At 70.2% G+C, this 19,820-nt stretch carries 15 protein-coding genes; 7 read left to right on the forward strand and 8 right to left on the reverse strand.

All coding sequences use genetic code 11. The annotated features are described in order from the left end of the window. Positions 1-162: 162 nt before the first annotated feature. From rpsO to RIC11_RS02460, 5 genes are all read left to right on the forward strand, one after another. On the forward strand, positions 163-444 hold the full coding sequence (gene rpsO / locus RIC11_RS02440; RefSeq protein ID WP_350208241.1) for a 30S ribosomal protein S15: 282 nt from the start codon (positions 163-165) through the stop codon (positions 442-444). A gap of 317 nt (positions 445-761) precedes the next feature. Further along, the gene (locus tag RIC11_RS02445; RefSeq protein ID WP_350208242.1) at positions 762-2,882 is read left to right on the forward strand and encodes a polyribonucleotide nucleotidyltransferase; all 2,121 of its coding nucleotides are present in this window, start codon (positions 762-764) and stop codon (positions 2,880-2,882) included. Positions 2,883-3,286: 404 nt separating this feature from the next. Further along, the gene (locus RIC11_RS02450) at positions 3,287-3,850 is read left to right on the forward strand and encodes a suppressor of fused domain protein (protein WP_350208243.1); all 564 of its coding nucleotides are present in this window, start codon (positions 3,287-3,289) and stop codon (positions 3,848-3,850) included. Between the two features lie 120 nt (positions 3,851-3,970). Then, a complete protein-coding gene (locus RIC11_RS02455; RefSeq protein ID WP_350208244.1) occupies positions 3,971-4,774 on the forward strand; it encodes a sensor histidine kinase in 804 nt (267 codons plus the stop codon). 10 nt (positions 4,775-4,784) lie between these two features. Next, the gene (locus RIC11_RS02460) at positions 4,785-5,579 is read left to right on the forward strand and encodes an SDR family NAD(P)-dependent oxidoreductase (RefSeq protein ID WP_350208245.1); all 795 of its coding nucleotides are present in this window, start codon (positions 4,785-4,787) and stop codon (positions 5,577-5,579) included. A 43-nt stretch (positions 5,580-5,622) separates the two neighbouring features. Here RIC11_RS02460 and RIC11_RS02465 read toward each other — a convergent pair whose 3' ends face one another. The 8 genes from RIC11_RS02465 to RIC11_RS02500 all read right to left on the reverse strand — a co-directional run bounded on the left by RIC11_RS02465 (position 5,623) and on the right by RIC11_RS02500 (position 16,731). Continuing rightward, entirely contained in the window at positions 5,623-6,771 is a 1,149-nt protein-coding gene (locus RIC11_RS02465; protein WP_350208246.1) for a hypothetical protein, read from the reverse strand. Between the two features lie 61 nt (positions 6,772-6,832). Continuing rightward, a complete protein-coding gene (locus RIC11_RS02470; protein WP_350208247.1) occupies positions 6,833-10,081 on the reverse strand; it encodes an ABC transporter permease in 3,249 nt (1,082 codons plus the stop codon). 170 nt (positions 10,082-10,251) lie between these two features. After that, on the reverse strand, positions 10,252-10,617 hold the full coding sequence (locus tag RIC11_RS02475; RefSeq protein WP_350208248.1) for a hypothetical protein: 366 nt from the start codon (positions 10,615-10,617) through the stop codon (positions 10,252-10,254). A 180-nt stretch (positions 10,618-10,797) separates the two neighbouring features. Further along, positions 10,798-11,274, reverse strand: a complete 477-nt coding sequence (locus tag RIC11_RS02480) for a hypothetical protein (RefSeq protein WP_350208249.1) — start codon at positions 11,272-11,274, stop codon at positions 10,798-10,800. A gap of 83 nt (positions 11,275-11,357) precedes the next feature. Further along, positions 11,358-12,749 (reverse strand): hypothetical protein, encoded by a 1,392-nt coding sequence (locus RIC11_RS02485; protein WP_350208250.1) that lies wholly within the window; start codon positions 12,747-12,749, stop codon positions 11,358-11,360. Positions 12,750-12,906: 157 nt separating this feature from the next. Beyond that, positions 12,907-13,974 (reverse strand): DNA polymerase III subunit delta, encoded by a 1,068-nt coding sequence (gene holA / locus RIC11_RS02490; RefSeq protein ID WP_350208251.1) that lies wholly within the window; start codon positions 13,972-13,974, stop codon positions 12,907-12,909. A gap of 54 nt (positions 13,975-14,028) precedes the next feature. Then, positions 14,029-14,901 (reverse strand): dockerin type I domain-containing protein, encoded by an 873-nt coding sequence (locus tag RIC11_RS02495; protein ID WP_350208252.1) that lies wholly within the window; start codon positions 14,899-14,901, stop codon positions 14,029-14,031. 138 nt (positions 14,902-15,039) lie between these two features. Further along, positions 15,040-16,731 (reverse strand): hypothetical protein, encoded by a 1,692-nt coding sequence (locus RIC11_RS02500; RefSeq protein ID WP_350208253.1) that lies wholly within the window; start codon positions 16,729-16,731, stop codon positions 15,040-15,042. 290 nt (positions 16,732-17,021) lie between these two features. Here RIC11_RS02500 and RIC11_RS02505 point away from each other — a divergent pair, with 290 nt between their 5' ends. Both RIC11_RS02505 and clpX read left to right on the forward strand, forming a co-directional pair. Then, entirely contained in the window at positions 17,022-17,513 is a 492-nt protein-coding gene (locus RIC11_RS02505; RefSeq protein WP_350208254.1) for a hypothetical protein, read from the forward strand. A 323-nt stretch (positions 17,514-17,836) separates the two neighbouring features. Next, on the forward strand, positions 17,837-19,114 hold the full coding sequence (gene clpX / locus RIC11_RS02510) for an ATP-dependent Clp protease ATP-binding subunit ClpX (RefSeq protein ID WP_350208255.1): 1,278 nt from the start codon (positions 17,837-17,839) through the stop codon (positions 19,112-19,114). Positions 19,115-19,820 lie beyond the last annotated feature (706 nt).

Below are 19,820 nucleotides of genomic sequence, written 5' to 3' on the forward strand. Positions count from 1 at the left end.
TGCAGCCCCCGCATGTCGGCCCGCAGAGGGTCGCGGGAGGGCGTGCTCCAGATCGAGATTCCCCGCGGTCTGCGGTTGGCCCGCCCGCCCCTCAGTTGGCGTTGGCGGCCCCTCGCAGCGGCGTCGGGTCCAACCCCCCTTAAAGGCGATAGGCGACATTCGATGGCGTTGACGACCGACCAGACCGCCCAGATCGTGAGTGAGTTCGGCCGCACCGACGGCGACGACTCGCAAGACACCGGGTCGCCGGAAGTTCAGATCGCGCTGTTGACCAGCCGTATCCAGCAGATGACCGAGCACATGCGGGTCCACCACAAGGACTACGCAAGCCGCCGGGGCCTACTGCGGATGGTGAGCCGTCGCCGCCGGCACTTGGACTACGTTAAGCGGAAGGACCCGCAGTTGTACCTCGATCTGTTGCAGCGGTTGGGCATCCGGAAGTAGTCGCGTCGTTGTCGCTGCGTGCCCGGCAGAACCGGCGCCCGGCGAAGCGCCGAGTAGCGTCTGGCGGAATCGCCTACCGAACCCTCATTGCGACCCAGCCGATCGCCCCGCGAGCCAGAGGGGCTCGCGTCGGCCGCCCCCCGTGCGGGGCGGGCCGATCGGCCGTTCTCGGTCGTTTCGGCGTGGGACTGCCTCTGCTCCTCGGCGTGTGCAATTGCCACGCGTCTCGACGCCGCGCCGCACCGCGACGCCCGCCTGTCGCTCCCCGCGCCACGCGATCGCCGCTCGGTCCGGCTCAGCCGTTAAGGAACTCGAAGTTGGAAAAGCAAGTAGTCAAGAGAGACATCGGCGGAGAGACCGTCACGATCGAGACCGGCGTGCTCGGCAAACAAGCCGCCGGCTGCGTGGTGGTCACGCTGCGTGAGACCGTCGTGCTGACCGCCGTGGCGACCAGCGCGCCGCGCCCCGGCATCGACTTCTTCCCCCTCACCTGCGACTACCGCGAGCGGTTCGCGGCGGCCGGCAAGTTCCCCGGCGGCTTCCTCAAGCGCGAGGGACGCCCCACCACCAAGGAAACGCTCACCAGCCGCCTGATGGACCGGCCGATCCGGCCGATGTTCGCCGAGGGCTTCAACGACGAGGTCCAGATCCAGTCGTTCGTCATGGCGAGCGACCGCCAGACCGACGGCGACGTGCTCGCGATGAACGGCGCGTCGGCCGCGCTGACCGTGTCGACGCTCCCCTTCGAGGGCCCGCTCGGCTCGGTCCGCCTGGGCAAGGTCGACGGCAAGCTGGTCGCCTTCCCGACCGCCGAGCAACTCGAGTTCAGCGAGCTGGACCTGATCGTGTCGGGCACGAAGGACGCGATCTTGATGATCGAGGGCTTCGCGCGCGAGATGCCCGAAGACGAGATGGTCGACGCGCTGATGTACGCCCACAAGCTCATCGGCGAGCTGTGCGACCTGCAGCTCGAGCTCCGCAAGAAGGTCGGCACGCCCGACAGCACGTACCAGCCGCCCGAGGGCGATGGCCTGCTCGAGAAGCTCGACTCGGCCTACGGCGCCAAGCTCAAGGAGGCCAAGCTCACCAAGGGCAAGCAAGACCGCGCCGACGCGTGCAGCGCGCTAAAGGCCGAGGCGATGGCCGAGTTCATCCCCGACCCCCACGCCGAGGGAGCGATCGAAGTCGGCCGCTTCAAGTCGGCTTGGCACGACCTCGAGGCCAAGGTCATCCGCCAGACGATCCTCGAAGGGACCCGCCCCGACGGCCGCGGCGGCAAGGACCTCCGCTCGATCTACTGCGAGGTCGACCTGCTCCCGCGCGTGCACGGCTCGTCGCTGTTCCAACGCGGCGAGACCCAGGCCCTGATCACCGTGACGCTCGGCACCGGCCGCGACGAGCAACGCGTCGACGGCCTCGGCGACGAGTACAGCAAGCGGTTCATGCTGGACTACAACTTCCCGAGCTTCAGCGTCGGCGAGTGCCGCCCGATCCGCGGCCCCGGCCGCCGCGAGATCGGCCACGGCATGCTCGCCGAACGAAGCGTGAACCCGATCCTGCCGGAGCACGACTCGTTCCCCTACACGATCCGCGTGATCTCGGACATCCTCGAGTCCAACGGCTCCAGCTCGATGGCCAGCGTGTGCGGCGCCACGCTCGGCCTGATGGCCGCCGGCGTGCCGATCAGTAACCCGGTGGCGGGCATCTCGATCGGCCTCGTCAAAGAGGGCGACGACTGGACCCTCCTCACCGACATCCTCGGCGACGAGGACCACTTCGGTGACATGGACTTCAAGATCGCCGGCACCCAGAACGGCATCACGGGCATCCAGCTCGACCTGAAGATCATGGGCATCAGCGAGGAGATCATCCGCGCGACGCTGCAGCAGAGCCGCGAGGCGCGAATCGAGATCCTCCGCAGCATGCTCTCCACGATCCAGCGCCCGCGCGAGTCGACTTCGGCTAGTGCGCCGCGATTGGTCCGCACCAGCATCGACCCGCAGAAGATCGGCCTGCTTATCGGCCCCGGAGGCAAGACCATCCGCGGCATCCAAGAGGACTGCGGCGTGCAGATCGACGTCGACGAGGACGGCACGATCACGATCGCCGGCCCGGACCAAGAGACCGTCGCCGCCGGCCTCGGCCGCGTCGAGGCCCTCACGGCCAGCGTGCAGGTCGGCCGGATCTACGAGGGCAAGGTCTCGAGCGTGAAGGACTTCGGCGCGTTCGTCGAGATCCTGCCCGGCAAGGACGGCCTCTGCCACATCAGCGAGCTGTCCAACGAGTACGTGGGCAGCGTGGGCGACATCTGCAAGGTCGGCGACCGGATGAAGGTCAAAGTCATCGCCGTCGACGAACAAGACCGTGTGAAGCTCAGCCGCAAGGCCGCCATGGCCGAGCAAGAGGGCGAGGCCGAGCCGGCCGAGTCGAAGGCCTGAGTTCCCGTGACAGGATGAACAACCAGAGCCGGGCTCCGCTTGCGGGGCCCGGCTTTTTTTGAACCGCCAAGACGCCAAGAGCGCCAAGGCCGCCAAGAAAGGGCGCCCACGAATCGAGCGAATGTTCGCGAATCTGGGTGCGGCGGTATCGGCTTCGGACGATGAAGCCGAGGCCATTCGTTCCGAAGTAGGATGGCGTGCTCGCACCCATCAATTGCGTTGCAGGCGATGGGTGAACCTGTCGGTGGCGAGCTCACCCGTGAAAACAGCGAAACGCCGTCAGAACCACCCATCCTACCGACTAGTTTGCCCACGAATCGGGAGTTTGCAGAACCATGTCAGAATCTGCTCACGACCCAGAGGGTGCCGAGCGCGAAGCTTGGTACGAGCGGAAGTCATCGCTGATGAATTCCGTGCTCGGCGAAGAAGCCGAATGGGTTTTGCACGCTTTGATTCCGTACGAGATCGGCGGTTCACTAGACTCGTATTACTACCGGTCACCGACTTCTGGCACGGCAGTAGCCACCAAAGAACTTTCGCTTCTACCCCATCAAGGTCCGTCGAACGACCGGCTAACCACTTACGAATTGGTCGGCTTCATGCGGGGCCCGTTCGCACGGGAAGATGTAAACAACCCCAACACGCCCGCTGGCATCGTGGAACGCCGACTCCGCAGCTTTCTGAACTTAATCGCGCGCTACAGCGAGGAAGCAACACTCAATCGATTCGAGACGTGCGCGATCCCGACCGAAAACGTGGACGAGTCTGAGTACCCGCTCGTGGTCTTCGACGAGTTCGCCCGGTTTGAGATCGACGCCAACACCACCTTCGGTTTGCTGGCGGTGATCGAAATCCTCCCGACGGAGTTCGAGTACAAGCAACAGTACGGCGGCGACGCGCTGATCGACCTGCTGAAGCAGGAGGGCGTGTACCCTTTCACTGAGCCCGACCGCACCCCTGTTGTTTAAAGAGTTTACGAATCGACCGAATCCCCACGAATCGTGATTCGCGACGATCCGCTCGATTCGTGGGCCCAACCCCCTTGGCGACCTTGGCGCTCTTGGCGTCTTGGCGGTTAATCAAGCCGCATGAGCGAAGACACCACCACCGACGAGACGGTCCAGCGGCTAATGGACCAGTACGCCGAGATCGCGCGGCTCGCGGGGGGGCTTGCGCACGAGATCAAGAACCCGCTCTCCACGATCCGGCTCAACATGCAGCTGCTGGCCGAGGACGTGCTGCCCGACGAGGCCGACGACGGGGCGATCCTCAGCGCCGAGCAGCGCCGCGCCGCGAAGCGGATCGCCGCGGTGCAGCGCGAGTGCACGCGGCTGCAAGAGCTGCTGGACGACTTCCTCAACTACGCGAAGGTCCGCCGCGTCGAGCTCCAGCCGCGCGACCTGAACCTCGAGATCGTCGACGCGCTCGACTTCTTCGAGCCCGAGTGCGAGAGGGCGGGGGTCGAGGTCGAGGCCTTCCTCGACTCCGACCTGCCGACCGTGCGCCTAGACCGCGAGGCGTTCCGCGGCGCGCTCACCAACCTGCTGCTGAACGCCGTGCAGGCGATGCCCGAGGGGGGGCAGATCGTCGTGCAGACCCGCGGCCTGGGCGACCGGGTGGCGATCTACCTTACCGACACCGGCGCGGGTATGGACGACGCGACCGCGAGCCGCATGTTCGAGGCCTTCTTCAGCACCAAGCCGGGCGGCAGCGGGCTGGGCCTGCCGACCACGGCCAAGCTGATCGAGGCCCACGGCGGCACGATCACCGTGCAGAGCGAGCTGGGCCGCGGCACGCGGTTCACGATCGAGCTGCCGGCCGTTGCGCGGCTGGGCAAAGCCGTCCCCGACAAGCCCGCCGCCGACACCCGTCAACCAACCACTGACAACTGACAACCCAATCATGGACCTCGGCATCCAAGGCAAGGTCGCGCTCGTGACCGGTTCGACGAGCGGCATCGGCGCGGCGATCGCCGCGCGGCTGCTCGACGAGGGCGCTGCCGTGCTCGTCAACGGACGCGACGACGACCGCACCCAGCAAGCCGCCCAGCGGCTCTCCTCCCACGGCGACGCCCGGCCCGCCGCGGGCGACGTCTCGACCGCCGAGGGCGCCGCCCGTGTCGCGGAAGCCGGCCACCAAGCGGGCGGCGTCGACATCCTCGTTAACAACGCCGGCGTGTTCACACCGCGGCCGTTCTTCGAGATCGCCGACGACGAGTGGGAGCGGATGTTCCAGGTGAACGTCATGAGCGGCGTCCGCATGAGCCGCCTGCTCGCCCCCGCGATGCGAGACCGCGGGTGGGGCCGGATCGTGTTCATTTCGAGCGAGTCCGGGATCAACATCCCGACCGAGATGGTCCACTACGGCGTTAGCAAGACGGCCCAGCTGGCCGTCGCCCGCGGCCTGGCGAAGACGCTCCGCGCGTCGGGCGTCACCGTGAACTGCGTGCTCCCCGGCCCGACCTGGTCGGACGGCGTCGAGCAGTTCGTCCGGGAGATGGCCGACGCCGAAGGCGTGAGCGAGCAGCAGATGAAGGAGAGCTTCGTCAAAAAGAACCGCCCGGGGTCGCTCATCGAGCGGTTCGCGGACGAGGCCGAAGTCGCGAGCCTCGTGGCCTACGTCTGTTCCGACTTGGCCAGCGCGACGACCGGCGCCGCGTTGCGAGTCGACGGCGGGATCGTCGACACGATCGTTTGATCCCACCGCGGCGGCCAGGCAGGGTTGCCAAGCCCCGGGGGCGTCAGCTCGGCGAGGGGACGCCGGTCGGCTCGTCGGGTTTGCCGAGCGCCGTCTCGGGCGGATTGGTGGGCTCTGGCTCGGGCTTCGCGGGCTTCTTCGGCGGGCCGCCCTTGGGGGCGAAGATCAACACGAGCGCCGCCCCGGCGATCACCAGCATCAGCCCGGCCAAGAAGCCGCCCAGCCCCCACGCGCTCATCCGCTCCAAGCCGCCGCCGACGGTGAGCGCCTCGATGGTGGTGATGACCGGCGCGCCGCCGAAGACCAGCGGCATCACGTAGACCGGCCGGCCGCCGAACGTGAACGCCATGATGATGCCCAGCGCGCCGAACGCCCCCAGCGCGCCGCCGCCGAGGCTCCACAGCGTGCCGGACCAGTTGAACACGCTCGCTTCCTCCACCGGCCCGCCTAGCAACAGCCACGGCACCAGCACCGCGATGAGGAAGTAGGAAAGGCCGACGCACAGGAAGGGGCGCATCTTGCTCTGGCCCATCAGCGCTTGCCCCTTGTGCAGCACGGGGCCGTAGGAGCCCCAGCAGAGCATCACGCCGCAGGTGGCCATGATTTGCAAGATGAAGTTGCCGCCGGGCACGTTCCGGTTGTCCGGCGGCGCGTTGTCGACTTCGACCGTTTCGACGAGCGTCGGGTCGACGTGCTTGTGCGGCGCCGGCTTGAACACGAGCACGGTGACCGCCCCCATGACCACCATCAGCAGGCCCGCCAAGAAAACGGGCCCGATCTCCTTGAGCTTCCCGGCGAGGAAGATCGTGATGAACGCGTTCACGACCGGCGCGCCGCCGAACACCAGCGGCATCACGTACGAGGGCCGCCCGCCGAACGTGAACGCCGTGATGATGCCCAGCGCCCCGCCCGCCCCCAGGCAACCCGCGAGCAGGCTCGTAACGATCCCGCCGGCGCTCCATCCGCCCTTCTCACCGCGGGTCGACAGCAAGACCGTCGGCACGATGACCGCGATCAGGAAGTAAGCGAGCCCCACGCACATCAGCGGCCGCAGCCGCGCAAACTCGCCATCGACCAGCGCCATGCCATCTTGCCCGCGGTGCAGCGTCGGGCCGTACAAGCCCCACGACAGGACCGTCAGGCAGATCGAAGCGACGATGAGCAGCGGGCCTTGCATAGCTTTCTCAACCACGGGGAGGGGGCGTCCGAACCGGGCACTCTAAAGCGCCGCCGGCCCAACGGCCAGCGTGGGCCTACTCGCCACGCAGCGCCGCCGTGAGCGGCGCGGCCAGCGCGCGTCGGGCCGCCAGGCGCGCCGCCACCAGGCCCACGGCCAGCGTGAAGCCGATCAGCAGCGCGACCGTCAGCCAAGGCGGGCGGGCGCCTTCGGCCGCCGAGAGCGGGGCGAGCGTCGCCGCCGCTGCCGCCGCGCCGCAAGCCAAGCCGAGCCCCAGCAGCGTGAGGTTCTCCATCAGCACCAGCCGCCGCAGCCGCCGCCGCGGGAAGCCGCCGGCGCGCATCAGCGCGAGCTCGCCGCGCCGCTCGAGCAGGTTGCGGAACTGGGCGACCGCCAGCCCGACCGCCCCGAGCACCAGACCCAGCCCGCCGAGCGCCTGAAACGTCGACAAGTAGGTGTTCTGCACGGCGAGTAACTCGGCCAGCCGACGGCGGGCGTCGACCGCGTCGGCGCCGTAGTCGGCCAGCACGTCCTCGATCACGGCCGCGAGCTGGTCGGCTCCGCCGGGGGCGTCGACGAAGAACAAGCGGAAGCCCGAAGCCGACGGGTAGAGCCGCAAGAAGTCCGCCTCGCGCATCAGCACGTCGCCCTGCAGCACGCTGTTCTTCAGCAGCCCGACGACCTCCAGCGTGACCGCCGCGCCGGCCCCGTCGTTTACCGTGAACCGCGACCCGACCCCGCCGTACAGCTTCAGCGAGTAAACGGCCGTGTTGAAGTCGAGCACCACCGGCACGGCGTCGGCGACCGCCGCGTCGAGGCACGACCACGGCGCCGCTCTGTCTTCGGCGGCGTTCTCGGCCCACGCAAAGGGCGTGGGCGAATCGGCGGCCTCTTCGCGGAAGCGCTCGGTCACGCCGAGCACGCGCGGCTGACGCGGCTGGAACAGGTTGCGGCAGCTGGCGTCCTCCCCCGGCTCGACACGCATGGCGTACACCCGCGCGTCGGCCAGCAGCTCGGACTGCTTCGCGCCGAAGCCCAGCTCCCACCGCCCGTCGTCGGTCGCCAGGTCGTAGTAGATGGGCTGGTCGGTCGACACGATCAGGTCGAACCCCCCCACGCCCTCCTCGGTTGGCGGCAGGCGGAACGCGCTGGTGGCCAGCAGCAGGAAGCTGGCCGACGCGATCAGACCGACCGTCAACAGCGACCGCCCGGGCCGACGCCGCAGGTTGAGCCGCGCCAGGCGCGAGAGCGTGAGCCCTTCACGGCCCGCAGCGCCGCTTCGCTTGAATCCGTTTTGGTTCAGGTAGTAGATCCCACAGAGGAGCCCGGCCAGCGCCAGCGCGCCGCCGCCGAAGAACGCGCCGGCGGCCGCCTCGCCCTGTTGCCGGCCGCCGGCCATCGTGGCCACTCCCGCCAGCGCCAAGCACGCCAGCGCGGCCCCGCCGGACCAAGCCGCGTGGCGGCCGCCGTGCGGCGGGCGTTGGTCGCCGCCGGCCGCGAGCAGCACGCGCGGCGGCGCCTTGGTAGCGCGTCGCACGGCCAACCAGATGGCCCCCAGCGCGACGAGCCACGCAGCAAACGCCCCGCCGGCCAGGCTCGCCGCGCCAACGTGCAGCCGCAAGAACGGCGCGCCCACCGCCGCGACCCACACGGTCCGCAGCAGGTACAGCATGGCGGCCGCGTACAGCACGCCGATCCCCGCGCCGACGATCGCCCCCACGCCAGCGACCGGCGCGAGCTCGCGGAGCAGCACCCTGCGGACCGCCGAGCGATCGAACCCCACCGCGCCCAACACCCCCAGCTCGCGCCGGCGGTTGTCGATCGCCAACCACACCAGCAGCGCGATCAACAGCAGCGACGACCCGATCAAGAACACGCTGAAGAGCAAGAACAGCACGTCGAACGGCGTGTTGCCCGACGCGGCCCGCAAGCTCGCCGAGCGGATCGCTACGGGGGCGAAGCCCAGATCGGCCGGGTCGATCGCCCGCAGCAGCGCCTCGGCGAGCCCGTCGCGACTCGCCTCGGGCGCCGCGGTGCGGAGCAGGCTCGTCTGGCCCCACCGCGAACCCCACAGGCGCTGGGCAAGGTCCAACGCAACGAACGCCTTCGGGGTCGGCCCGTACTGGTCCCAGTAATCCTCGTCGGCGTCGCGGATCGGCTCGACGAGCTCGAAGGGCAAGTCCCAGTTGTTGATCGACTCGGCGTCGGTGACGCCCTCGAGCTCCGGCGTCCAGCGCGGGTCGTTGACCGCGGTGGGCGCGCCGTCGGGGCCCTCGAGCGGCGCGATCTGCGCGACGCGGAGCGTCACGGGGGCCGCCTCGCTGAGCACGCCGTGCGTGCTCTCGGGCTCGTAGTAAGTGAGCGTGACCCGGTCGCCAACCTTGGCGCCGAGGTCTTCGGCGGCCCAGCTCGACAGGGCGACCTCGCCGTCGGCCAGGCCGGCGACGGGGACCAACGACGCGGCCCCATCGACGCCGGTCACGGTGGAGTAGGGGATCGAGCGATCGCCCAGCCGGATCGTGTTCGCCAGGTAGGTGGTGGCCTCGGCGATCGGGTGGCCGGACCACGCGCTGCGGGCCGCTTCGACGACCGCGGCGGGCAGCACGAGTTGTTCGGCCTCTAGCTGCCACACGCCGGGGCGGACCTCGCCCAACTGCAAGCCGTAGTCGACGAGCCGCGGCGACAGCGCGCCGGCCACCTCCTCGGGAGCGGCCGCTGCGAGGAGGGTGTTCGCCTTTCCCTCGGCGCCCACCAGACGCTGAGCGGCCGCCAGCGGCAAGAACACATTGCGGGGCGGGGCTTGGGTCGGCGTGAGGGAGAACCGCGCCAGGCCGCGCGGCGGCGCCACGGCCGCTACCTTCACACGAGTCGAACCGATCGTGTCGAGCTTCTCGCCGAGCGGGCTGTCGGCCGGCAACGCCGACGCGAGCCCGGCGCGCAGCACGATCGAGTCTCCCTCCTTCACGCCGAGCTCCGTGGCGACCGCCTCGGTGAGCACCGCGCCGCCGCGGGCCTCGCCCCCGATGGGGAACTCACCCAGCGAGAAGAACCGCTCGTCGCAGCCGATCAAGGTGACCCCGCTGGCGAGCCGGCTCTCGCCGTCGGAGCGGGCGCCGATCGAGGCCGGCGCGACGATCAGCGGGGCCGCTCCGATCGCGTCGGGCAGGTCCGCCAGCCCGGCGCCGAAGAACCGCCCCGGGGTGAGCGACGTCTGGACCCTGCCTAGGCGCTCTTCGACAAGGCCACGCAGGCTGCCGCGGACCGACTCGCCGACAACCAACGCCCCGACCAACACGGCCGTCGCCACGACGACGCCAGCGGCCACCGTCGCGTGGGCCGCGCGGCGCGCCCAAAGCCCGCGCCGGGCCAGGCGCCAAGGAGTAAACCGGTTTTGCATCCGTCCAGCAGAGCATGGCGTGGCGGCACGAAAAACCCCTCGGCCCGTGCGTCGGACCGAGGGGTTCGGTTTGCTTCAATCCGCTATCGGTGAGACGGTCACGCCGCCGACTTGTCGGCCTTGCACGAAGCGCCGCCGCAGCACGGCTTCGCCCCGTTGGCGGTGGCGTCGTCGGCCGTGGCCTTGTCGCCATCGCAGCAACCTTCGTCGCAGCACTTGTCGCCGTCGCAGCACTGGCCATCGTCGCAGCACTTGCCATCGTCACAGCATTCGCCAGACTTGCAGCAGCACTCATCGCCGCCCGGGCAGTTGGCGTCGCAGGTGCAGTCTTCGCACTCGCAAGAATCGCCGCAGCAACAAGCCGCAACCGCCGTGTCGTCGACAGGCCCCGCCTCGGTCGGGATCGCGCGAGCCCCAAACGAGAGCATCGCCGCCAAGCCGAACAGCATCAGGATACGAGCCATGAGAGAAATCTCCGGTAGATCGTGGGAATGGTTCCGGGCGTGGTCGGAGTCTTTCGCCGACCGGTTCTGCGCCCAGAGAGGTAATGAATCGCGAAACGCTTTGGCAGACAGCTTCGGTTGGCCGACCGCTCGTCAATGGCGCGCTTAGAGCACGCTAGACGGGGTGTCGACCTGCGCGATTCAAATGACCCACCGGCAGAAGAGCGCCTGAAAGTCTCGCAGAGCAAACGCCGCGGGCAGCGGCGGGGAATGCTTGTAATAGGGCGCCTCGGCGGTAAGTAGCACCGGCGGCGCCGCCGCGGTTGCGACGGGCTGCGGGTGATCGACCGGGGCGGCCTGCCGCGGTGGGGTCGGGCTGGCGACTGGGCAGCCTTCGCATCCGCACCCGTTGGACAGCGGCTGACCGCAGGCGTCGGACTCGGCGGCGGCGGCGGCTCCGGAAGAGCTGCAGGCAGCCGCTTCGCTGCGATGCGGGCAGCCGCCGCCTTGCGATGCGGCCGGTTCAGCCGCCTGCGACTGCAAAGAGCCGGGCGGCTGGCTGGCTGGCTGGCAGCAGCAAGTCTCCCACGCGCCGGCGGGCGTCACCAGCACCGCGACGAGCGCCGCCACCAACAGGCGGGCGATCAGGTGGCGGCGGTTGCGGGCAATGGCGAGCATGGTCTCGTTGTTACGTGGGCCGCCGCACGCTGGTTCCGGAGCCGGGGGGCGAAATCCGCACGAATTGGGCGGGCTGTTGCAGGCTAGCGCTGCTTCACTGTCAGGTTCAACTCGTCGGCGCCGATCTTGTCGCCCAAGCGGTCGGTCACCGTGAGCTCCAAGCGGTACTCGCCGGGCTCGAGGTCACTGGGAAGCGAAACCGCGTACTGGATATAGAAGTCGCGGCGGCGCGACAGGCAGAGGTCGTCCACGTCGACCGGGAAGTCGCCGGCGGCCGCCTCTCGGCCTTCCGAGTCGAGCAGCCGGTACCGGCTTGCGATCGACGTGCGGTAGCCGTCCGGAGCGGCTTTGCTTGTGTAGTTGTCGATCTCTGCGTAGAGCACCACACGCTCGCCGGCCGCGTAGGCGGCCGTGGTCGCCGGCTCGTACGCGCCGAAGCCGTAGACCTTCTCGACCGCCACCAGGTTGCGGACCTGCAGGCTGCCTGTCTCGCGCAGCTTCGCGGAGGCCTCGCTTTGGTGCCGCAGCGCCGCGTCGGCGCGGGCGATCGGGTCGGCGCCGCTGGCCTCGTCGAGCAACGTCGCCAGGGCCCACAGCTCGTTCGACCAGAACTGCTGCTCGGCGACCGACAGCCCCGCCGGCGGCTCGACCGCTTGTTCCGTTTCGCCCAGCGCGAGCCGCAACAGCCGCAGCCGGACCTGGTCGTGCGCCTCGGCCGTGTTGCGCGGCCGCTGCGACGCGGTCGATTCGAGCGACTCGATCGCCGACGCCACTCGCCCGCGCCAGTCCGTCGGTTCCTCCGGCGGGGCGGGGCGGGCGGCGCCGGAAGGGGGCGCCGTGGCCGAAGCGATCGCCGCTGAGCTGGGCTCGCTGGTGAGCGGGTACGCCGCCGAGCCTTGCGCCGCGTGCACGTTGTTGATCACGGCCGGGTGGGGCTGTCCGGCGCCGTTGACCACGTACGCCCGCGTCGAATCGTTGGCCGCTGACTCCGTCGGCGGCAGGGACGCGGGGCTCTCGGCGCTGGCTTGCACGACTTCGCGGTCTTGCGCCGGCTTGGGGGGCAGAGCCACCGGCGTTGTTTCGGCGAGCAGGCGGTCCGGGGCGGCCATGTGCTGGCGGTAGCGCATCGTGCCGATGGCTTGCTCGACCGTCAGCGACCACAACGCGGGCGGCGCGATGCTCAGCTTCTCGAGGACCTCCGCGTGCAGAGCGGGGTCTCCCTCGGCCAGTTGCCCGAGGCCCGGCGCGATCTGCGCCATAGCTTCTTTCTCGGTGACCTCGGGCGCCGGGCCGCTGAGGGGACTAACGACCGCTTCGATCCCCTCGCCGGACGGCGCTGATTTGTGCCGGCCGAGCGTCGTTTCCCCGATCGCGTGCGCCTTGGCTAGCACGCTGCTGCGGCGGCCGAACGGGGTGCACCCCACGGCGGCTATCACGACAACCGCTAGCAATCGGTGGGTCAACTCGTTGCGCATCGCGGCGCCGTCCGTGGTCCGTTGGCCAATGTCGGGAGGCGTCCTTCCCCCCATCGGGCGATTGGCGGCCGAGCGTAGGGGAGGGCCGCCGCCTGCGGCAAGCTCAGTCGTGGGAGGAGCAGCGACGGAAACGCGGGCGGCCGACGAGAGGACCGGCTTAGGGGCGGGGCGTTTCGTTGGCGAGGCGGAACAGCAGCCGTTCTAGCTCGACACGGGCCCGGGCCGGGGCGCTGTTGTGGCCCTTCATCGCGCGGTCGGCTTGCAGCACCCACTCGCTCAGCTGCGACGCGCGGCGGCGCCCGATCCGGCGGAGCTGGCGCTCCGCGTCGGCCAGCTTGAAGGGGGCGAAGCCCGCCGCCCGCAACGCCGCCGGCAGCGAGGGCTTGCCGCCGGCCCGCTCTGCCGCATCCACGTGGGCCGCGGCCGCGGCGAACTTGCGGAGCGTCGACCCGAGCTGCGCGAGCACGCCGATCGGCTGCTCGCCGGCAAGGAGCAACCGGTCGAGCTGCGCGATCGCCTCGGCGATGCGTCCGTCGGCGGCCGCGTCGACCAGCTCCCACGCGGTGCGGACCCGCCAGCCGCCCACGTTGTCGCGCACCAGGTTCGCGTCGATCGCGGCGCCGTCGCCGGCGAGCAGGGCGAGCCGCGCCACCTCTTGGTCGACGACGCCCAGGTCCATCGGCAGCAGGTCGAGCAGGGCGTCGATCGCTTCGCCGGTCACTCGAACGCGGTGCGCTTCGGCGGCCCTCTTCGTGAGCCACTTGCCGGCGTCGCGGCGGTGGCGGGCCGCTTCGGCGCCGCGGTCGGGCGACTTGCAAGCGACGAGCAGGCCGTGCTCGCCGATGGCCTTGGCCAGCCGGGTCGAGGCCGGCAGGGACTTCAGGTCGATCACCACCACGCCGGCCGGCTTGCTAGTGGCGAACGCCTCGAGCTGATCGCGGTAGCGGGTCACGAACGGGTCGGCTTCTTCGACGACGGCCACCGGCCTGCCGCCGCCGAAAAGGCTCCGCGCAGCGACCCCGTCGGCGACGTCGCGCCAGTCGGCGGTCGCCCCGTCGAACACACGCCAGTCGAGGTCGTCGGGCCCCGCGCAGAGCACGCCCCGGAGGGCCTTGAGCACCTCGCGGCGCACGAACTGGTCGTCGCCACTGATCGCCACCATCGCCCCGGGCGGCTCGGTGGGCGACAGCAGGTAGGCGAGGCCCGTCTCGGAGCGAGTAGCCATCCTTCACACGCGGTCGGGGGGCGCCGGTCGGGGGGTCGCAGGCAGCCCCCCCAGTTACGGCCGTCGCCGCGCGATCGACAAGGGGGCCGCCGCGATCACCCCGATAGCGAGGCTCGCCGCTTCGGGGACGGCCGCCGCGGGAGGCCCGAGGTTGTCGCGCCAAATCGTGTAGTCGGCCGCGTCGACGACGCCATCGCCGTTGGCGTCGGCCGCTACGAAGGTGTCCGAGCCGTAGAAGCGCTCGTACTGCACGTAGTCGATCGGCTCGACGGCGCCGTTGGCGTCGAGATCACCAAGCGGGATCGAGCCCGACTCGATCGCGTCGATAACCAGGCTCCCGCCGCGCTGCAGGAAGTAGTTGAACGCCAGGCCGTCGACATCGGTGAAGTCGATGGGCCCGTCGATCGCGTCCAGCGGGACCGACATCACGAACGGAGTGGCCGAAGCCGGCAGCAAGACCGCCACGCCCCCGGCGCCGAAAGTCTCGCCCTGCGAGGCCCCCGACTGGAGCTGGATCGTGACGCCCAGCGGCGTCTGGCCGTCGGGCAGGCTCTCCCTGACGCGGATCAGCAAACGGTCCGACGCGCCGCCGTCGGTCAGGTCGGCCCCCAGCGGCGAGAGCGACGCGCGGAACGAGCCGTACTGCACGACCGGGATCCCGACGCCCGGTCCGGCATGATCGAAGGCCAGCGATCCCGACGCGGTGTCGATGACCAGCGCGCCCGGGTGCTCGGCCTCCACGTACCGGGCGCCGCCGATGACCGCCGCGGCGTCGAGGCCCGTCTGGGTTTGGGCGACCAGCAACGGCGTGCCCGACGCGGAGAGGGCGCCGTCGGCGAAGCTATCGATGTGGGCCGCCACGGCGCCGGACGGGGCCGCCAGAAGACCGAGCGCCAAGCCGAGGCGCACAACGGGGGGCCGGATCATGAGGGGGTGCTCGTCAAAGTGGTGGCTCAAGGGGGCCGCGTCGCCGCGGTCCGGACCGCTCGACGGGCTCTCATTCTAACGGGGCCGGCCCGGCGCGGCGCGGATTTCGTCCTTCGGTCATCCCCCTCGCCCGCCCAGCTATCGTGACCGGACCCCCCTGAGGCTTCCCGAAGCGGTCGGCACGTCGATCTCGATCGCCTCGGACGTGATGGCCGAAGCGGTGTTGCCGGCCGCGTCGGCCGCTTCGAGCTTCACGTACAGCCGCTTGGGCAGGTGTCGCTGCAGCCGCCAGTCGTGCCGCCCGGAGTTGGCCAAGCCGGTCGCGATCGGGATCCAAGGCCCGGTCGGGCGGTTGCTGTAGGACAACGCGATGGGGTGGTCGGCCAGGTGCTCGTCGTCGGCGGTCCAATCGATCGACAGTTGGTCGGCGAAGTAACCGTCGCCTTGCTGGACCGAGCGGATCGCCACGCGCGGCGCGTGCAGGTCGACCCGGACGACCGCCTCGGGGGCGTCGCCCGGCTGCGGGGGCGCCGCCCCGAGGCCGCCGACCGACTCGACGACCAAGCGGAACCCGTAGGTCCCCTCGCCCGGCGTGACCACGTGGATCGGGCTCTGGCGGTCGCTGTCGATCGCGAAGCGGCGCCAACTGCGGCCGCCGTCGTCGGTGCCCCACAGCTCGACGTTCGCCACTCCCCAGCGGCCGGAGTCTTCGAGCTCGTATTCGAACTCGAATTCCGCGCTGTTGACCAGCCGAGCCGGCGGCGCGTCGGCCAAGCCGCCAACGCTCAGCGCGGGCGCCCCGCTGTCGGAGCGGGCGAAGGGGTCGCTGACCCGGAAGCCGGCCGAGCGGAAGGCCGACGCGCCGCGGCCGGCGGGCGGGCCATCGGCGCCCCCCAGCGGCGTGAGCTTCGCGACCTCGGCCGGCCAGGCCGTCGACCGGCCTTCGCCGCGGCGGAGAGCGTCCGGGGCGGCGGCGCCGCCGGGCGGCGCGGCGGGGAGCGCGGCGGGGCGGTTGCGTTCGGCCACGACGAACGGGTCGCTGCTGGCTGCGGCGGGTTGTGGCGGCGGCCCGCCTGGCGCCGCGCCTGCCAAGGCCGACCACGCCCTGTCGAGCGGCGAGCCGGTGGCGACGCTCTGCGGCGCCGGGCCGCTTGTGCTCGGGCCCGCGGTGGCGGTCTGCTCGGCCCGGTTGCCGGCCGCGTCGGCGACCGCCGCGCGGACCTCGACCCGGCTGGTCCCGGCCGGCGGCGTCCACTCGGCGGTGACCTCCAGCGCCGTGCCGCCGCCGGTGGCCGCCGAGCGAACCTCCAGCGGCGCCCACGCGGGTTGGCCGTCGGCTCGCGCGTAGATCGTCGCCGGCGATTCGCCGAAGCTCCGCGCGTCGGTGGCGGCTAGGTCGACTCGCAGGCGGCCGCCAACCAGCGTGGCGTCGAACCGCTCGACGCGGGGCGACTCGGTGTCGGCGACGACACGCATCTCGGGCCCGAGCGGGGCAGGGGGGGTCGCGCGGCCGGCGCCGTCGTAGCTGCGGATCGCGAACCAGTACTCCCCGTCGGCCGGCGCCCTGAACGCGAAGGCCCGCACGTGCGGGGCGGCCGACCCGGCCCGGCGCCAAGAGCGGCCCTCGTCGGCCGAGTAGAAGAGGACCACTTCTTGCGTGCCGGTGGTCGGGCCTGTCCAGCGGTAGGGGATCGTGAAGTCGAGCCGCGGCGAAACCACCGGCGGCGGCAGGACCGGCGCCCCGGCCGCCGCCGAAGCCACGCCCACCAGCGCGGCCAGCAGCCCAAGGCCGCGGCGGGTAGGTCGGTCGATGGCCGGCAGCGTCGTCACTCGATCCGTCCCACCGGCTTGTTGATCGCGAATAATGCCTCGCTCGCTCGATGGCCGACGCGCGGGCGGCGCGGCCGGCCCATCGGCAGGTATCGGCCGGGGGGAACGCCACCCTCCACGCGGGCGGTCGTCCGCGCGGTTGGGGTAAGCTGCGGTGGGGCTTAGGGTGGACCGTGCGGCTTCGGGTGGAAGTCCGCGGGGTAGAGAAAAAGTCGCGGAACGGGCGTGCGGGAACCCTTCCGATTGGGATAAGCTAGCGGGTCAGTCAGCAGGATACGGGAGAGGACGGCTTGTTCGCCGCATTCACCATACCGGCCGCCGCCGAGGCGATCGCGTTGTTCGGCGTGACGACGCTGCTCGGCGCGTTGTTGTTCTACTGGACGAAGCGCCTGGCCCCGAGCTGGCGCGACGCGTACGGCCAGGGCGCCGGCGATCGGGCGAGCGAGCTGATGAGCCAGTTCCGCGACCTGCACGAGCGGGGCGGGCTGAGCACGGGCGAGTTCCAGCACATCAAGGCCAAACTGGCGCCGCTTCTGCAGGCAGAAAACAGCGCCGCCGCGGCCCAGGAGCTGTCGGCCGACGCTCGGCAGACGCTGCGCGAGGCGACGCACTTCGTGGCGGAGCGGCAGCAGAAGCGGGCCGCGGGGGCCCCGTCGCCCGGCGAGGGAAGGGCGGCTCAGTCTGAACAGCGAGAGCCGTCCGGAGCGGCGGGCGGCGCCGCGCGGGGGGGTTGTGACGCGGCGCCCCCTGCTGGTGGCGATAGCACGCGGGAGGACCGATGAACGATTCTCGTCGGCGTCTCGTACACACGGACGTTTGCACTGCTCGAACTGAAGAGCGTGGACAAGGAAGCCCCGCCTGGCGTGAGGTGAGCAAACCGAGAAGGAGCTGTCGCAGAGAGTCAAGAGCGTTCGGGGCTGGGTCGGTCACGACCCGGCGGACCGCCGGTTCATCGACCGAGGCGTGGCGTCGGGACGCACGCCGCCTCCCCCCGAAGCTGGTTGCGACCCCTCCCCCTCGGCGAGCGAGCATCGAGCGGCACCACGAACCACGGCGCCCGGCACACCGCCGCGGCACTGTCACGCAAGACGGGTAAGGAGTTGTCATGCCTTCGGGTAAGGATATCACGAGCACGCGTCGCACCGGCGCGTCGAAGAAGAACGCATTCTGTTCGTTCTGTCGCAAGAGCTACCGCGACGTCGGGCCCCTCGTCGAAGGCCCCGGCGACGTCTACATCTGCGGCGAGTGTATCGAGCTCTGCCAGAGCATCCTCGACCAAGAACGCAAACGCCGCGGCGCCAGCAAGGCGCTGTTCACCAAGATCCCCTCGCCGCGGGAGATCGTCGCCGAGCTGGACAACTACGTCATCGGCCAAGACTCCGCCAAGCGCGTGCTGGCCGTCGCCGTGCACAGCCACTACAAGCGCCTGGTGGCCGCCGAGGACGAGTCCGACGTCGAGATCGACAAGTCCAACATCCTCCTGGTCGGCCCCACCGGCTGCGGCAAGACGCTCCTCGCCAAGACCCTCGCCCGCAGCCTCAACGTGCCGTTCGCCATCGGCGACGCCACCACGCTGACCGAGGCCGGCTACGTCGGCGAGGACGTCGAGAACCTCCTGCTCAAGCTGCTCCACGCCGCGGACTTCGACGTCGAGGCCGCCCAACGCGGCATCCTCTACATCGACGAGATCGACAAGATCGGCAAAACCAGCCAGAACGTGTCGATCACCCGCGACGTGTCCGGCGAGGGCGTGCAGCAGGCCCTCCTCAAGATGCTCGAAGGGACCACGGCCAACGTCCCCCCCCAAGGCGGCCGCAAGCACCCCGAGCAGCAGTACATCCAGATCGACACCACCAACATCCTCTTCATCTGCGGCGGCACGTTCGCCGGCGTGGAGGACGTGGTCCGCAAGCGGCTGGGCAAGCGGTCGATCGGCTTCAGCCAAGACCTCGAGCAGAACGACGAGGTCTCGTTCGCCGAGGCGATCTCGCAGGTCAACGCCGACGACCTCATCGAGTTCGGCATGATCCCCGAGCTGGTCGGCCGCCTGCCGGTTGTCAGCAGTTTGCGTCCTCTCGACGAATCGGCTCTTGTCCGCGTGCTCACCGAGCCGAACAACGCCCTTACCAAGCAGTACCAACGCTTGTTCGCCATGGAGGACGCCGAGCTGCACTTCACGCCCGGCGCACTAACCGCGATCGCCCAACGCGCCCACGAGCGCGAGACCGGCGCCCGCGGCCTGCGGTCGATCATCGAAAACGTCATGCTCGACATCATGTTCGACCTGCCCGACCAACCCCGCGGCGAGCACTACACGGTCACCGAAGCGATCGTCGCCGGCCGCGAAAAGCTGTTCGGAGAACCAGAGAAGAAGTCGGCCTGACGGCCGGGCTTCAGGCGTCAGGCGCCGGGCTTCAGGAAAGGAATGGCGCCAACAGCCCGAAGCCCGAAGCCCGAAGCCTCCCACTCACTAGGCGACGTTCAATCCCGGGGCGCCCGCGCTATTCGCGCCGCCGTCGGAGGTCGAGTCGCCTTAATCCAAGCTGGCCGGGCCCCGCGAGCCGCTCGCTCGTAGGGCCCGGCTTTTTTGTTGCGCGTCGCCGCGGTTTCGAAACGAAACGCGACACGCCTGTCGAAGCGCGCGCCACGCTTAAAACCCCAATTCTCATCCTAAGCGCCTGCCAATTAACGACTTCTGATCCGTTACACCTCGCTCTTGGAGCCCCCGAAAGTAACGAAACGCGGCTCCGCAGTCGCCAGTCGTGTCGCGTAACCCGGCCGATACGCTGCCAAGCCGGCGAACGCGAAATCCGCCAATTGTCGCCGACCCGCGGCGTGGCCGACGCGAATTGGCCGCGCTAATCTATTGCCGTGGCTGACCCGCCGACGCGGTGAAGGCGTGCCCGCGGACCAAGCGGGGCAGCAAGGCGCCGCTGCAACACTCCGCCGCAGAGCCCGAGGAACCCGGCTTGCTGCGGCCGCTACCGGTCGATGGCTGGCCGGGACGACGAGACTACTCGGGTTGAGTCACGCGGAGTTGGGTGGTGGACTGGCGCCCGCTTCGCGCTGCTGGCGAGCCAACAGCGGCG

It is taken from the genome of Botrimarina sp. (genome assembly GCF_040219535.1).
Lineage (GTDB): Bacteria > Planctomycetota > Planctomycetia > Pirellulales > Lacipirellulaceae > Botrimarina.

Bases quoted from the DNA above. Each gene is read 5' to 3' on its own strand.
- clpX (WP_350208255.1), top strand. From the start codon at position 17,837: ATGCCTTCGGGTAAGGATATCACGAGCACGCGTCGCACCGGCGCGTCG.
- RIC11_RS02460 (WP_350208245.1), top strand. From the start codon at position 4,785: ATGGACCTCGGCATCCAAGGCAAGGTCGCGCTCGTGACCGGTTCGACG.
- rpsO (WP_350208241.1), top strand. From the start codon at position 163: ATGGCGTTGACGACCGACCAGACCGCCCAGATCGTGAGTGAGTTCGGC.
- holA (WP_350208251.1), bottom strand. From the start codon at position 13,974: ATGGCTACTCGCTCCGAGACGGGCCTCGCCTACCTGCTGTCGCCCACC.
- RIC11_RS02455 (WP_350208244.1), top strand. From the start codon at position 3,971: ATGAGCGAAGACACCACCACCGACGAGACGGTCCAGCGGCTAATGGAC.
- RIC11_RS02475 (WP_350208248.1), bottom strand. From the start codon at position 10,617: ATGGCTCGTATCCTGATGCTGTTCGGCTTGGCGGCGATGCTCTCGTTT.
- RIC11_RS02485 (WP_350208250.1), bottom strand. From the start codon at position 12,749: ATGCGCAACGAGTTGACCCACCGATTGCTAGCGGTTGTCGTGATAGCC.
- RIC11_RS02495 (WP_350208252.1), bottom strand. From the start codon at position 14,901: ATGATCCGGCCCCCCGTTGTGCGCCTCGGCTTGGCGCTCGGTCTTCTG.
- RIC11_RS02450 (WP_350208243.1), top strand. From the start codon at position 3,287: ATGAATTCCGTGCTCGGCGAAGAAGCCGAATGGGTTTTGCACGCTTTG.
- RIC11_RS02480 (WP_350208249.1), bottom strand. From the start codon at position 11,274: ATGCTCGCCATTGCCCGCAACCGCCGCCACCTGATCGCCCGCCTGTTG.